The organism is Serratia sp. CoH_122_TC_1 (assembly GCF_058191755.1).
The window spans coordinates 174,469-186,841 of sequence record NZ_JBXWLA010000012.1 but is presented as its reverse complement, the minus strand read 5'-3'; the positions used below and the strand labels follow the sequence as shown (position 1 = coordinate 186,841).

Annotated in this window: 21 protein-coding genes; 11 read left to right on the top strand and 10 right to left on the bottom strand. The window is 51.8% G+C overall.

Annotated features, from left to right (window positions below; all coding sequences use genetic code 11):
- The 9 genes from AC2FC2_RS16955 to AC2FC2_RS16915 all read right to left on the bottom strand — a co-directional run.
- Nucleotides 1-509, bottom strand: a 509-nt coding sequence (locus tag AC2FC2_RS16955; RefSeq protein ID WP_490659590.1) for an SAM-dependent methyltransferase, incomplete at its 3' end; no start/stop codon positions are given.
- Nucleotides 496-873 (bottom strand): DUF5448 family protein, encoded by a 378-nt coding sequence (locus tag AC2FC2_RS16950; protein WP_490659589.1) that lies wholly within the window; start codon nt 871-873, stop codon nt 496-498. The genes AC2FC2_RS16950 and AC2FC2_RS16955, both read right to left, overlap by 14 nt.
- Nucleotides 870-1,052 carry a hypothetical protein gene (locus tag AC2FC2_RS16945; RefSeq protein ID WP_490631143.1) on the bottom strand — a complete coding sequence of 61 codons (183 nt, stop codon included), beginning with the start codon at nt 1,050-1,052 and terminating at the stop codon, nt 870-872. The genes AC2FC2_RS16950 and AC2FC2_RS16945 overlap by 4 nt, the downstream gene beginning before the upstream one ends.
- Nucleotides 1,049-1,540, bottom strand: a complete 492-nt coding sequence (locus AC2FC2_RS16940; RefSeq protein ID WP_490659588.1) for a hypothetical protein — start codon at nt 1,538-1,540, stop codon at nt 1,049-1,051. The genes AC2FC2_RS16945 and AC2FC2_RS16940 overlap by 4 nt, the downstream gene beginning before the upstream one ends.
- 10 nt (nt 1,541-1,550) lie before the next feature.
- Entirely contained in the window at nt 1,551-1,763 is a 213-nt protein-coding gene (locus AC2FC2_RS16935) for a TraR/DksA family transcriptional regulator (protein ID WP_174574611.1), read from the bottom strand.
- Between the two features lie 2 nt (nt 1,764-1,765).
- Entirely contained in the window at nt 1,766-2,236 is a 471-nt protein-coding gene (locus tag AC2FC2_RS16930) for a hypothetical protein (protein WP_490659587.1), read from the bottom strand.
- A gap of 209 nt (nt 2,237-2,445) precedes the next feature.
- Complete coding sequence (locus tag AC2FC2_RS16925) at nt 2,446-2,889, bottom strand: replication protein P (protein WP_490659586.1); 444 nt, start codon at nt 2,887-2,889, stop codon at nt 2,446-2,448.
- A gap of 31 nt (nt 2,890-2,920) precedes the next feature.
- Nucleotides 2,921-3,919, bottom strand: a complete 999-nt coding sequence (locus AC2FC2_RS16920) for a phage replication initiator YdaU family protein (RefSeq protein WP_490659585.1) — start codon at nt 3,917-3,919, stop codon at nt 2,921-2,923.
- A gap of 347 nt (nt 3,920-4,266) precedes the next feature.
- Nucleotides 4,267-4,485 carry a hypothetical protein gene (locus AC2FC2_RS16915; protein WP_129941391.1) on the bottom strand — a complete coding sequence of 73 codons (219 nt, stop codon included), beginning with the start codon at nt 4,483-4,485 and terminating at the stop codon, nt 4,267-4,269.
- Between the two features lie 150 nt (nt 4,486-4,635).
- On the opposite strand from AC2FC2_RS16915, the gene AC2FC2_RS16910 reads away from it, so the two are divergent.
- The 11 genes from AC2FC2_RS16910 (at nt 4,636) to AC2FC2_RS16860 (ending at nt 11,112) form a co-directional block, all read left to right on the top strand.
- Complete coding sequence (locus AC2FC2_RS16910; protein WP_490659584.1) at nt 4,636-5,232, top strand: helix-turn-helix domain-containing protein; 597 nt, start codon at nt 4,636-4,638, stop codon at nt 5,230-5,232.
- Nucleotides 5,229-5,495, top strand: a complete 267-nt coding sequence (locus tag AC2FC2_RS16905; RefSeq protein WP_490659583.1) for a DNA polymerase III subunit theta — start codon at nt 5,229-5,231, stop codon at nt 5,493-5,495. The genes AC2FC2_RS16910 and AC2FC2_RS16905 overlap by 4 nt, the downstream gene beginning before the upstream one ends.
- A gap of 424 nt (nt 5,496-5,919) precedes the next feature.
- Nucleotides 5,920-6,963 (top strand): hypothetical protein, encoded by a 1,044-nt coding sequence (locus AC2FC2_RS16900; RefSeq protein WP_490659582.1) that lies wholly within the window; start codon nt 5,920-5,922, stop codon nt 6,961-6,963.
- A 7-nt stretch (nt 6,964-6,970) separates the two neighbouring features.
- Nucleotides 6,971-7,276 carry a hypothetical protein gene (locus tag AC2FC2_RS16895; RefSeq protein WP_490659581.1) on the top strand — a complete coding sequence of 102 codons (306 nt, stop codon included), beginning with the start codon at nt 6,971-6,973 and terminating at the stop codon, nt 7,274-7,276.
- Nucleotides 7,276-8,097 (top strand): PD-(D/E)XK nuclease-like domain-containing protein, encoded by an 822-nt coding sequence (locus AC2FC2_RS16890; RefSeq protein WP_490659580.1) that lies wholly within the window; start codon nt 7,276-7,278, stop codon nt 8,095-8,097. The genes AC2FC2_RS16895 and AC2FC2_RS16890 overlap by 1 nt, the downstream gene beginning before the upstream one ends.
- Nucleotides 8,094-9,050, top strand: a complete 957-nt coding sequence (locus AC2FC2_RS16885; RefSeq protein WP_490659579.1) for a RecT family recombinase — start codon at nt 8,094-8,096, stop codon at nt 9,048-9,050. The genes AC2FC2_RS16890 and AC2FC2_RS16885 overlap by 4 nt, the downstream gene beginning before the upstream one ends.
- A 41-nt stretch (nt 9,051-9,091) precedes the next feature.
- A complete protein-coding gene (locus AC2FC2_RS16880) occupies nt 9,092-9,343 on the top strand; it encodes a helix-turn-helix transcriptional regulator (protein WP_490659578.1) in 252 nt (83 codons plus the stop codon).
- A complete protein-coding gene (locus AC2FC2_RS16875) occupies nt 9,340-9,468 on the top strand; it encodes a hypothetical protein (RefSeq protein WP_490659577.1) in 129 nt (42 codons plus the stop codon). The genes AC2FC2_RS16880 and AC2FC2_RS16875 overlap by 4 nt, the downstream gene beginning before the upstream one ends.
- Before the next feature lie 19 nt (nt 9,469-9,487).
- Nucleotides 9,488-10,123: an MT-A70 family methyltransferase gene (locus tag AC2FC2_RS16870; protein WP_490659594.1), complete on the top strand. Its 636-nt coding sequence runs from the start codon at nt 9,488-9,490 to the stop codon at nt 10,121-10,123.
- Complete coding sequence (locus tag AC2FC2_RS16865; RefSeq protein ID WP_490659576.1) at nt 10,120-10,401, top strand: hypothetical protein; 282 nt, start codon at nt 10,120-10,122, stop codon at nt 10,399-10,401. Before AC2FC2_RS16870 ends, AC2FC2_RS16865 begins: the two co-directional genes overlap by 4 nt.
- 177 nt (nt 10,402-10,578) lie before the next feature.
- Nucleotides 10,579-11,112 carry a beta clamp domain-containing protein gene (locus AC2FC2_RS16860; protein WP_490659575.1) on the top strand — a complete coding sequence of 178 codons (534 nt, stop codon included), beginning with the start codon at nt 10,579-10,581 and terminating at the stop codon, nt 11,110-11,112.
- 11 nt (nt 11,113-11,123) lie between these two features.
- Here the strand turns inward: AC2FC2_RS16860 and AC2FC2_RS16855 are convergent, their stop codons facing one another.
- The gene (locus AC2FC2_RS16855) at nt 11,124-12,326 is read right to left on the bottom strand and encodes a tyrosine-type recombinase/integrase (RefSeq protein WP_490659574.1); all 1,203 of its coding nucleotides are present in this window, start codon (nt 12,324-12,326) and stop codon (nt 11,124-11,126) included.
- Nucleotides 12,327-12,373: the final 47 nt, after the last annotated feature.

The following is a 12,373-nucleotide window of genomic DNA, read 5'->3' as shown; positions in this document are numbered from 1 at the left end:
TTCTCCTGGGCTTCAGCCCCCTTCACGAAGATGATCCAGTGCGTTTTATCGCTCTTGCCGGTGCGCTGCCAGATAGCTGGTTTCTCGTCTGTTAGGGCGATGATCTGGCTAACCGGTATCTGGGTTTCGTTCCACTTGAAGATCAGCACGCCGTGTGGCCGCAACACGCGAAAGGCTTCACTGAACCCAGCGCACAGATCATCGCGCCAGGTATCCCGGTCGAGCTTCCCATACTTCTTACCCTGCCAGCCGTTTGGCCCTACGCGTTCCAGGTGGGGTGGATCGAACACGACAACCGGGAAGGTGCAGTCGGTGAAAGGCAGCGCGCGGAAATCAGCTATCAAGTCAGGAGAAATCACCAGTGGTCGGCCGTCGCACAGGGTAAGGTTTTCGCAGCGTTTATCGCTGAATACAGCCCGTTCGTCCTCTTTGTCGAACCAGAACATGCGGGAGCCACAGCACATGTCTAGAATGCTTTTGCCGTCGAGGTTCAGTTCATTTGCTGGCATCACGCACCTCAGGAGCTGGATAGCAGATATCATCGAAATATTTCGCAGCTACTTGCATGTTGAAATGGTCGAGGTTCATTTCTTTAACTCGGAAAGTAACGCCGACGATACCCGTGCATTTATTCACGTAATCACGGTTTTCCTGGTCTTCGGCAACCCATTGCTGTAGGCCCTCTGTACGAAACTGTAAGCAACGAAGTGCGCAATCCATATCAACGAAATGCTCAACCTCGGTGATGCAGGAAAGCACGTAATAGGTGATTACTTTCGGTCCGTCTTCGCGGCGTTTTAGTTCACGTTCCACGCCGCTTTTCAGGTCGGCAAGTTCGTGGTCGTTAAGCTTTTCTATGTCGCGCTCTTTCATTTGGCCTCCACTTTATCCATGAATACCGCGCGCGATGGCGACCAGTCGCAATAGGTGTCAGTTTCAACGTGACCGAAAATAGCCTTGCAGCGGCGTATGTGCCCGCAATCGCCGCACGTCTTGCCTGATGGCAGTTTCATTTTGTCTGGGTCGGATGGGTCAAAGTTGAGCTCTTTCATTTGGCCTCCCCGATTCCTGGCATAACCTCTGTGCGCAGATACACTGCTGATGCTCTGAAGTTTGCTTGGCTGGTAGATGACGCTGATAACTTCGAAATGGCATCAAGTGCAGCTGCGGCCTTCTCCACTCCCCGCGCTTCGATAGCTGCAAGGGCGGCGGAGGTGGCTGGGGTTTCGGGTAAGTCCTCAATGAACGGAATTACTTCTTCATAAATCCGCTCCATTGCAGACTCCCAACCATGTTCCATAGCTCTGTAGCGGTCGGTTATCCCACGATCTTCTAGTCCACAGCCCATGCCACAATCGTGGTATTCAGGCTCATTGTCTCGGCAGCAGATGTTTTCCAACACTCTCTTCAGCGCCGCATTCTCCACAGCCAACGCATCGGCTCGTTTCTGCTGCGCATCGCGCTCAGCCTTGAGGGCTTCGTAACTCATTGGCACCGGCTTATCAGTTTTTATATCTTGATTTTCAAGGTTATTTTTCATTATCAAACCCTTATCTGTGTGTACGTTGTTTCAGTTCTTCCAGTTCTTTGCAGTCGATGCAAAGGCGGACACCTGGCACGGTTCTGCGCCGTGCTTCTGGGATTGGTTCGCCGCACTCGTCGCATTCATGCGCCGCCGGCAATACTGTTCTTTTGGTTGCAGCATCCAATTGCGCTTTCAGGTACATCTCTGCGCGTTCGTTGGCCTGGTCGATGTTGTCCATGGTTATGCCCCAATACCGTGGCGGGCTATCAGCAGCGCATCTGCTACGGCCTGGCCTTTTGCTTTCTGGTCGAGGATCCGCAGTGACGGGTAAAGCTGAATTGCCCGGCTGCGTGCCGCGTCTTTGTCGCTACCGATCAGGCCTGCGGTTTTCTTCCAGGCTTGCGGAGTCACCAGGCTGTAGGGGATCAGCAGCCCCTGCAGGATCCCTTCAACTACACCGGCAGCGTGCCCAAACGTGAACATACTGCTGACGCCCTGTCCTGGCATCGCGCCTACCTGCTCCAGAAACGCCTCTGCACCAGCCAGGTCGAAGGCACGAAGAAACGATGCTACTGCTGCGCCGTTTACACGGGACTTTGCTCCGACCTTGACCGTTGGCATGCAAATCGCGTTTTGGTACACGCAGTTGGAATCCAGCACGACAATCGCGCCTGAGCACCCTGGGTCTATTCCGATGATTACTTTGCTCACTGCTCACTCCTTAAATCACCATTTAGGTAATCATTACCAATTTGGTAATTATATGCAACTAAAAAATAGCGATTGCTCTCACAATTCGCACATGCGCTAAAACTCTCTGTACGGTCCGTGGTTAAGATTTACAGCCTAAGCTATCTCGTTGTGCGCCTGAATGCCACTTAACGGATTCTACCCACCATTGCCGCAGGAATTTCAGCATTTCAATTCGTATTTGGTTTGCCGCTACGCAACCGCTGGAGCATTTCCATTGCTGCTGAGTGGACTGCGCCTGGTGCACCCCGTTTCTTGGACGATGCACTTTCTGACAGAAGTGGGACCGGCTCAGGGATCGATTCTCCGGCCTGGACTTTGGCACCCCATGCGTTCAGTTTTTTCTTTGCCAGCTTCTCTAGCTCTCCGCTGGTTAGATTTTTCTGGATCATCTCAGCCCGCAGATCGCAGCATATCCAGTAGAAAACAGGATGCTTCCATGGGTATGTTTCTGCACAGCTATACCGGCTACGGTTCTTGCAGTAGGCATTGAACTCTTGCATGACATCTTCCACATCGATACCAAGTCCATGCTTTGTACTGCTGCTGACGTAGGTCAGGAAATCGGATAAGTCGGGGGCGAAACGGTTCCCCTCAACCAGACATTGCCGCATGCACTCGCCGATCCCTGCCTTGATCTGGGCGTCAGACAGTTTTCCAATCGCGTTGATCCAGAGTGATGGTGGGGTCAGCCCATTCCGCCTGGTCCACTTGTCCGAATACAGCTCCACCATGCGATCCCAAATCCTGATTGTTCTGTCCAGGGCTTGTGAGTCCGTGCTGCTCTCGCATCCTGGCTGTTGCTGCGTGAACTGCTTCGACTGCGTTGCCTTTGAAATTATCTCCCGCGCCATATCGCCCGCCTGTCTCATTGTTGCCTCCGGTCTTAAGTTCAAATAACCCATGCCAGCTATTGGCCATGCTTTGCTTGATGATTTCTGCTTGTGCCTGCAGATCTCCGCCTGACAACTTCAACAGGTTGGTGATTGCAGCTCCTTCGCTACGTGGCGTTGGTGCATACGCCTTGATCTTCAAATCCCGTCTGTACTGCTTCCACTCCTCCCATGCGTGAGCGTTCAATTCTTGCGGATATGGATACTGCTTTTTTTCCCGCGGGGGGTTTGGGGGGTTATCTCTTTCTTGTTCTTTCTCCTGTTCCTGCTCTTGGCTTCCGAGGCCCTTTGAAGCCCCTTCTAAGCCCCTTGTATTTTCAGGCGATGGATCGCGCTTCTCTTTTAAGTTGAATGAACCTTGATATTTATCGAAAAACATTGATAGGAAACGATTTTTTGGTTGTGAGTCGTACTCCCTCTGGATGCCAATACACCTGTTATCGTTGGCTTTGAGTGACACCGCGATCTGATACTTCGCCATTTCTTTTACCCAGACCACTTCCGCTACCTCATCGTAGAGGCAAAACCCGGCATCAACCGCCCTTTGAAGCCCCTTTGAAGCCCCTTCAACGCCTAACCCTGTTTCATGTGCTATGTATATGATTGGCAAGTAATACATCCCAATCATGTTTGCGTGCGGATTCGTTAGCAGATACATAGAAACGATCAGCGCCTCCGGGCCTTTTGATTTAAGCTCTCTACCGGTGTTTCCTATCCAGAATTGAGGGGAAACTTTGCCGTAATCACGCATGCGCTTCCTCATTCTGGTTTCTGGCCAGAGCAATCATCTCCCTGATGCGGCTTCTCTGTGCCTTCGTATGATTAGCGTTGCACTCCACGCACGCCCCGTTCACCGTGTATCGCTCGCACACATGCCCATTGCGGCAGGCGGCGCCAGTGTAATATTTGGTGAGGCCTGACTTTGCGGCCTCCGTTCTGGTAATGATTTTCACGTCCTCCACCTCTTTGCGTGTATGAATGTGATAGAGATTAGCGGTAACGCAAAAATAGATCAACCATAAATGGATTTTTGTTACCACGCCTGCGAGACCAATAAAAAAGGGCCGCATAAGCGACCCCGGTTTCGGTGAAGGTGGATCAGTAGAAGAACGAGACTAACTGCGGTTTCGTCAGTTCAGGCTTGCGTTTCTTGCATGCCTTAAACAACTGATCCATTAACTTTTTCTTTGGCATCCGCGTTCGGCGCTGCGTATGCGTCATGATGTAGTGCGCGGTTGTGCCAGCTTCTTCTGCAAACACATCGCGCTCGTCTTTGCTCATTGCCAGCCAGAACTGTTTGAAGTTGAATGGCTCCATTGTGCTGCCTCATATCCGGGATTTATCGTGAAGATAATTACCTAAATGGTGCAATTAGGCAAATTTATTACCTTTTAGGTTCGTTTACCATTAAGGTAATTTTGTTTTAAATACAGGCAGCAAACAATTCAACGGACTGTGTAACACACTATGAAAAGCATTAACGACATCCGACGCGAGAACCTCCGCGACATCATTAACCGTGATTTTGACGGCCGACAGGTACGTCTTGCCGAGCGGCTGGATATTAATGCCAACGTGATCAGCCGTTGGCTTAAACCGCCGACAGACAAGAACCACAAAGGCATCGGTGACAGCGTGGCCCGCAAGATAGAGGTCGCCGCCAATAAACCTAAATTCTGGCTTGACCGCGATCACATGATGGCCCTGGCCGCTGGCGCTGAACCGGCGCAGGAAGAGACAGAAATTGGCGACATCGTGGCCACCAATCTTGAGCTGTGGATGAGCAACAACCGCGATCTCTCCAGCCAGGCAAAGGTTGGCACTGCGGCCGGTGTTGGCCAGTCCACGGTTAACCGGGTTCTGAGCCGTGAAGGTAATATCACCATCAACAGCCTGGAAGCGATCGCCGGTGCGTTCGGCCGCCGTGGTTATGAGCTGCTGCTAAAGCCGAAAGACCCAACCCTGATTAACTATGATCGATCACAGTTTGCGCAGTTGTCCGCAGAGGACAAGGCCAAGATCGAATCGTTCATTGAGTTTGTGATGCAGCAGGCCCGGCAATGACAGAGAAAAAATCCTACAACCTGGCTAACCTCGATAAAGAGGATATGGACAAGGTAAACGTTGATCTTGCCGCGTCAGGTGTTGCGTACAAAGAGCGCATGAACATGCCGGTGATACCGGTTCAGGTTGAAGCTGAACAACCGGAAGGTCTGCGCGCATATTTCAAAGAGAGACTTGATCACCACCGAGCAGCCGGACAAAGATTACCGCGCGGCACGGACCCGGTTTACCTACAAATGGCCGAGGCCAACGGCAAGAAGTAGCCCCCTTCACCTTTCCTTCCAATAAGTTACCGCTACGCGGCGGTTAACCATGCACACAATAATTACCTTTTTGGTAACATTTTCTATTACTGACTATTGACTGCAACCACTTTATGGATAATTATTACCTCAAGACGTTACCAATCTGGTAATGATGCTCTTTAACAATCAGGTAGGAATTGAGGCACCGCGATGATGCGGTGACATTGCCGGGTACCCCCGTGCATAACCACGCCAATGATAGTTACCAAATTGGTAATAAATTGAGGTTAAAGATGATTTCTCAAACCATCAACGGGATTTACTGCGTGACCGTCTGCGGCTGTGTCAGTTGGCGGTTTGCAGATTTCCAAGAAGCCCTGCATTGGGCGTTTACAACACGTGTCGCGCTGGACGCGGCAAGTCAATTAGAGGTTGCACACAGATGAGCGAAGAAAAACAGCTACCGACTATCAGCATTACCCCAGAAATGGCCCCAGCAATTTTCATTACCGGCGGTCTAGACCAGTTTCTAATTCAAATCCAGGAAGCGGTTAACGAGGTTCCAGACCTCAGTACAAAGAAAGGACGCGACCGAGTGGCCTCTTTAGCGGCTGCGGTGTCCAGAAGTAAAACGGCAGTTGAAAAGCCGGGCCGTGATTACCTCCGGCAACTGAAAGAAGCAGTTAAGCCAGCAGAGCAGGAAATTAAACGCTTTGTTGATAAATGCGACCAGATTCGCGACACCGTACGCCTTCCTCTTACCGAGTTTGAGAACGCAGAAAAGCAACGCGTTGCCGACCTGCAGCAGCGACTGGCGGCACTTCGTGAAAGTGCCAGCGTGGTTGATGAACTTGGCAATGTTCCACCCGCTGAAGACATAGCTTCTCGACTGGAATCGGTTAAGGCCACAGCGATCGATGATTCATGGCAGGAGATAACGGCAGAGGCGGGAGTAGCAAAAGACGCTGCTATCACCAAGTTAGAGGTTGCGCTGAAAGCTGCCCAGCAAAGAGAAGCCGAAGCGGCAGAACTTGAACGTCTACGCGCAGAAATGGAAGTAGCCGCCCAGCGTGAACGGGAAGCACAGATCGCCAAGGACGCGGAGGATCGTGCGCGCCGGGAAGCAGAAGAAAAGAATCGCGCGGAACTCGAAGCGTCAGCAAGACGTGAAGCAGACGCAAAAGCGGCTGCTGACCGTGCGGAGCAGGAACGCAAAGCTTCTGAACAGCGGGCGGAGAGGGAAAAACAGGAAGCTGTTGAGGCGGAACGCCTCCGCGCGCAACAAGCTGAACAGGCGCGATTGGCAGAAGAGAAACGCATCGCCGACGAAGCAGCAGAGAAAGCTGCCAACGTTGAACACCGCCGGGCAGTTAACCGCAACGTAGTAGCAGGTCTTATTGCTGCCGGTATCCCTGAGGATTGCGCGAAAAAATGCGTTGAAGCCGTTGCCCGCATGCAGGTGCAGCACATGACCATCAACTACTGAGGTGCTTATGAACGCACAACAGGCTATCGATATTGAAAAAATCGTTGCCAGCTTCACCGAGCAGGACAACGAAGCGGTTTATGCAGAGGTTGAGGCGCTGGATAAGAAAGTACCTCTGCATGCATTCACAGCGATGCTCAAGCCCTACCTTCCAGCCGACACAGATGCGGAAGTGTTGGAACTCGGCACCGACTCAACAGAATACCAAGAGTTGGCCAGCGCGGCGATCTGGGATTGCCTCACGGAACTGGTCAAGCGTCAGCGCGGTGCGGAGATTTACCGCCGCAGTCATCAGTTCGATGAGGTGGCGTAATGAAAACAGGAATCTACCACGATATTTCAAACGAGGATTACCACGCCGGGGACGGCGTGAGTAAGTCCCAGCTTGATCTGGTCGCCAAGAACCCAGCGCTGTTGCAGTGGATTAAGTCGGCCCCGGTCGACACTGAAAAGCTGAAGGCGCTGGATATGGGTACAGCCCTGCACTGCATTTTGCTGGAGCCGGACGAGTTTAAAAAACGGTTCATCATCGCGCCTGAATTTAACCGGCGCACCACCGTAGGAAAAGAAGCTGAAGCCGCGTTTCTGAAAGACTGCGAGCACACCGGCAAAACGGTTATGGACGCTGAGCAAGGCAGAAAGCTGAACCTGATGCGCGACAGCGCATATGCTCACCCTGCTGCGCGTTGGTTCCTGGAGGAAGAAGGTAACTGCGAATCGTCGTTCTACTGGACCGACCCGGAAACCGGCGAATTATGCCGGTGCCGGCCGGACAGATACCTGAAAAATCACCCGATGATTGTGGACGTGAAGAAGGTTGCAGATATGGACCGATTCCAGCGCCACATCGATGAATTCCGCTATCACGTTCAGGATGCCATGTACCGCGATAGCTTCCAGCAAGTGACCGGAGAAACTCCCGGATTTTTCTTCCTGGCTGTCAGCGAGACGATCGACTGTGGCCGCTACCCGGTACGCGTTTTTGAACTCGACGCAGCAGACGTAGACGAGGGCCACCGACTCTACCGCCGGGATCTTAATGCCTATCACCAATGCCGCACCTCTGATGAATGGGGCGGCGTCGAAAAAATCCAACGCTCAGCATGGGCGCGCAAACAGGATCAATACGCATGAGCAATGAACTGATTGAAGTTAACAACCAGCCTTCAACCATGACCGCAAGCAATGCGGTATTCAACCCGCAAGCATTGGGCCAATTGACATCGTTTGCCAACCTCATGGCTGATTCAGTGGTAAGTGTCCCCGCTCATTTCGTAGGGAAGCCAGCGGATTGCATGGCAGTAGTGATGCAGGCCATGCAATGGGGAATGAACCCCTACGCCGTCGCCCAGAAGACGCACATTGTAAACGGCACACTGGGGTATGAGGCGCAGCTTGTTAATGCCGTTGTTACCAGCTCTAACGCTGTTCGCGGCCGATTCCATTATGAGTACACAGGGGACTGGTCAAAATGTACCAGCTCTAAAGAGGTAACCGTTAAAAAGCCAGCCAAAGGCGGCGGTTCTTACGACAAGGTTGAGCGAGTTAGAGGCTGGAGTGATCAGGATGAAGTTGGGCTGTGCATCCGAGTTGGAGCGGTATTACGCGGCGAGGAAGAAATAACCTGGGGTGAACCAGTTCATCTTTCCAGTGTGGCAATTCGAAACTCCCCTCTGTGGTCAACGAACCCAAAACAGCAGATCGCCTACCTGGCCGTTAAATACTGGGCGCGGCTGTACTGCCCTGAAGTGATTCTCGGTGTGTACACACCTGACGAGTTCGACGCACCGCAACCCCGTATTGAGCGCGACGTAACACCAGCGGTAACCAATGCCGCCGGAGTGAACAACCTGATCAACGCGAAACCTGTAGAGAAGGAGATCAAGGCGGTAAATCAGGATGAGCGCACACCTGATGATTTGCTGGCAGCCTTTACCGAAGCGGCCACTAAAGCCAGCAGCGTGGAAGAATTGGACAAGGCCTATAAGTATGGAGCCCATGTTCTGGCCAGCCATGAAGAACACCTTCAGCTAGCCACCGACGTTTACAACGTTCGCCGAGATGAAATGAACGAAGTCCCTATGTAACACGGCCGCCGCGGGGCTTTCGCCCCGCCAAAGGAGTAACCATGAAAGCAGCAATAGATAAAAAAGAACTCCTCCGGAGGGTGCCTTTGTCTTTTTACACGATCAATGCGCTGGAAAAGGCTGGAAAGTTCCCAAAGCGATTCTCCATCACTGATGGGCGTGTAGCGTGGAATGGCGACGAAGTGGAGGTTTGGCTTGATGAGCGGCAAGAGCATGGCACCGGTAAGAAACCGGTAAACATGCCAGATGTTCGCCAGCGTAAACATCGCCCAGTCCAGGAGCGTGCAGCATGAATATTAAACGGCACCTGATGCGCAATGTGTGGGCCTACATGCTTGTTGGCCTGTTCGTGTTTTGGTTTTTATCTATCGGCCTGACTGTTCTGGTCGTTAAGTGGCTGGAGGCGATCAGTGGGTGAACGACATTACGATCTCATAATGGCAGATCCGCCGTGGAGCTACGGCAATAAGATCAGCAATGGTGCCGCCGGAAACCACTACAGCACCATGACGTTGCAGGACTTAAAGCGGTTGCCGGTGTGGTCCATTGCCGCCGAAAACAGTGTTCTCGCCATGTGGTACACAGGTACCCACGCGGAGCAGGCAAAGGAACTTGCCACCGCTTGGGGTTTCGACGTCCGGCAGATGTTCCTGTTCACCTGGGTGAAGTTCAACGAATTGGCAGAGCGCACCATCAACGCAGCGATCGAGGATGGACTAGTCGATTATTACGACTTCCTCGACCTACTTAATGGCGTCACTCGGATGAACCCCGGCAACTACAGTCGCGGCAACCAAGAATCAATGCTCGTTGCTGTACGCGGTACCGGACTCGAGCGCCGGGATGCATCGGTGAAACAGGTGATTTACGCACCAATTACGCAGCACAGCGCTAAACCATGGGAGGCCCGCCACCGGCTCGAGCGGCTTTATGGTGACGTGTCACGAATAGAACTTTTCAGCAGAGGTGACGCACCAGGCTGGCATCACTGGGGAAACGAATGCCCGCACAATGACGTTGAGCTGCTCCCAGGCGGATTCACCACACCGCAGCCAGTGAGGATCGCATCATGAAACACAACCGCGATGACGTAATGCAGATCGTGAAGGACCACGAAAATATCGGGCACGCTCAGATAAAAATGCTGTACGAGAAAGAGCACAAGCCAATATCAGCGCATGCACTCAGCCGCGCGCTGGCCACACTGATTGATTACCAGTTAATCGAGCGAAAGCTGCACGGCAACCAGCCATGCACATACGCATTTATCGGTGGAAAGAGCCGGTTTTCTCAAAGCCCAAAGATAGCCATGTTTGATCGGTGCCTGGCGGCGGCGGGAGTGAAAGCATGATTTATTTTCTCCTCACAATGGTAGCCGGATACATATTTGTGTCTGGCTATGTACTTGGTTTCACGGAGCGCGATAACTACTACGGCGTTACATGGTTGGATTGGCTTTACGCTGCATTGTGGCTACCGTTCCTTGCTTATCACCTATATTCAGTTTTGTTAAAAAAGGAATAAAAAAATGATTATCACCGTTAGTAAAATAGCTTTGCTTTCAGCAATTATTTTCCAAGCTAAGAAAGATGTCCGCTACTACCTGAACGGAATTTGCTTTGCGCCAGATAAGAAATTATACGCCACTGACGGTCACCGGGCATTCATTGGAGAGCATGGGACAGAAGGCCTGACAGAGAACATCATCATAGTAATTAAGGGGGCGAAATTCACAAAGTTTGAAAAGGCTGAGATCGACACGGACACCGGCATTGTCGCGTACTTGGATGAGAATGGAACCCGAGTAAGTGCTGGCCTCTGTGAAGTTGTAGATGGACGGTTTCCTGATGTTGAAAAGGTTGTTCCAAAAGAAAATAACCCTGTATATGAAATTGGATTTAACGCCAGTTATCTGGCAGACATAGAGAAGGCCGCAAAACTTTACAACCCTAAGTTCTGCGGAATTCGTATCAAACCCAATGGGAATATTAACTCAGCGGTAGTTGAATTTAGCAGTGTCTACGAAAAGGGATCGGTAATAATCATGCCAATGCGTATCTGAATTGTTTGCTATCACTTACCCTTCTCCGCTTCAATCCACCCATCCACCATATTGGCCCACCGCTGCAGCATATCCCGGCGCTGTTCGGCGTACTCCGCTTTGTTGTACACCGCACGGACGCCGCGCTGTTCATGGGCCAAACACTTCTCTATCCAATCCGTATTAAATCCTTCTTCATGCAATATCGTGCTGGCCGTTCTGCGCAGATCATGCACAGTGAAATGCTCAATATCTCCACCTTCCTGGCGTATCTTCTCGTTGGTAGCATTGATCACCCGGTTCAGCGCGGAGTTGGACATAGGCTTTCGCGGGTTATACCTTGCTGGGAGTATGTAGTCAGATCCACATGCTGACACCTGCAGCGCTACCATAATATCGAGTGCCTGCTGGGATAGATAAACGACATGGGGGCGAGATGCCTTCATTCGCTCTGCCGGTATCGTCCAGCGCGCTGAGCCAAAATCGACTTCTTTCCAGGTTGCCTCTGTCAGTTCACCCTTGCGGACCATCGTGATCAGTATCAACTTGATAGCCAGCTTCAACGAGGATGCAGCACCGGTAGCGTTCAGAGCATTGAAAAAGCGACCGATCTCATGTGGCTCAAGCGCGCGCGCGCGCTCTTCAAATGTCGCAATGCTGGATGCTTTGATATTCGCGGCCGGATTTGGTACCGAGTGTCCGCGGTCAATTGCATGTGTGAAAACTGCGCCGACAATCTCACGCACCTGGATCGCCGTAGCTCTGGCGCCGCGATCGACTATCTTGTCGCATAGTGCACGTAACATTGGCGTTGTGATTTCATGGAGAAGTTTTTTCCCAAGCGTTGGGAGAATGTCCCTGTCGATAACCGCTTGTTTCATGGCCCGCGTACTATCAGCCAGGCGGACGTGTTTCATGTAAGCAACGGTATAATCGGCAAAATTATCTGCCCCTTTGATCTGCATAATACCGTCGCGCTTCGCCGCAGCAGGCGACTGGCCTGCTTCTACCATCTTTTTGGCGGTATTGAGTTCATCGCGTGCCTCGGCCAACGTGATACCGTCAGCACCATAACGGCCAATCGTAAGAGTTTCACGCCGTCCATTAATTCTGTAGTCATACCGAAACGACACGGACCCGCTTACTTGCACGGCCACATAGAGGCCATCACGATCGGTGACCTTGTAGAGTTTCTCTCTCGGCTTCAGGTTTTTTAGTTTCGTATCGGTGAGCATGGCGACAACTCTCTGCTGTGATTAATACCGTCAAAATTACCAAAATG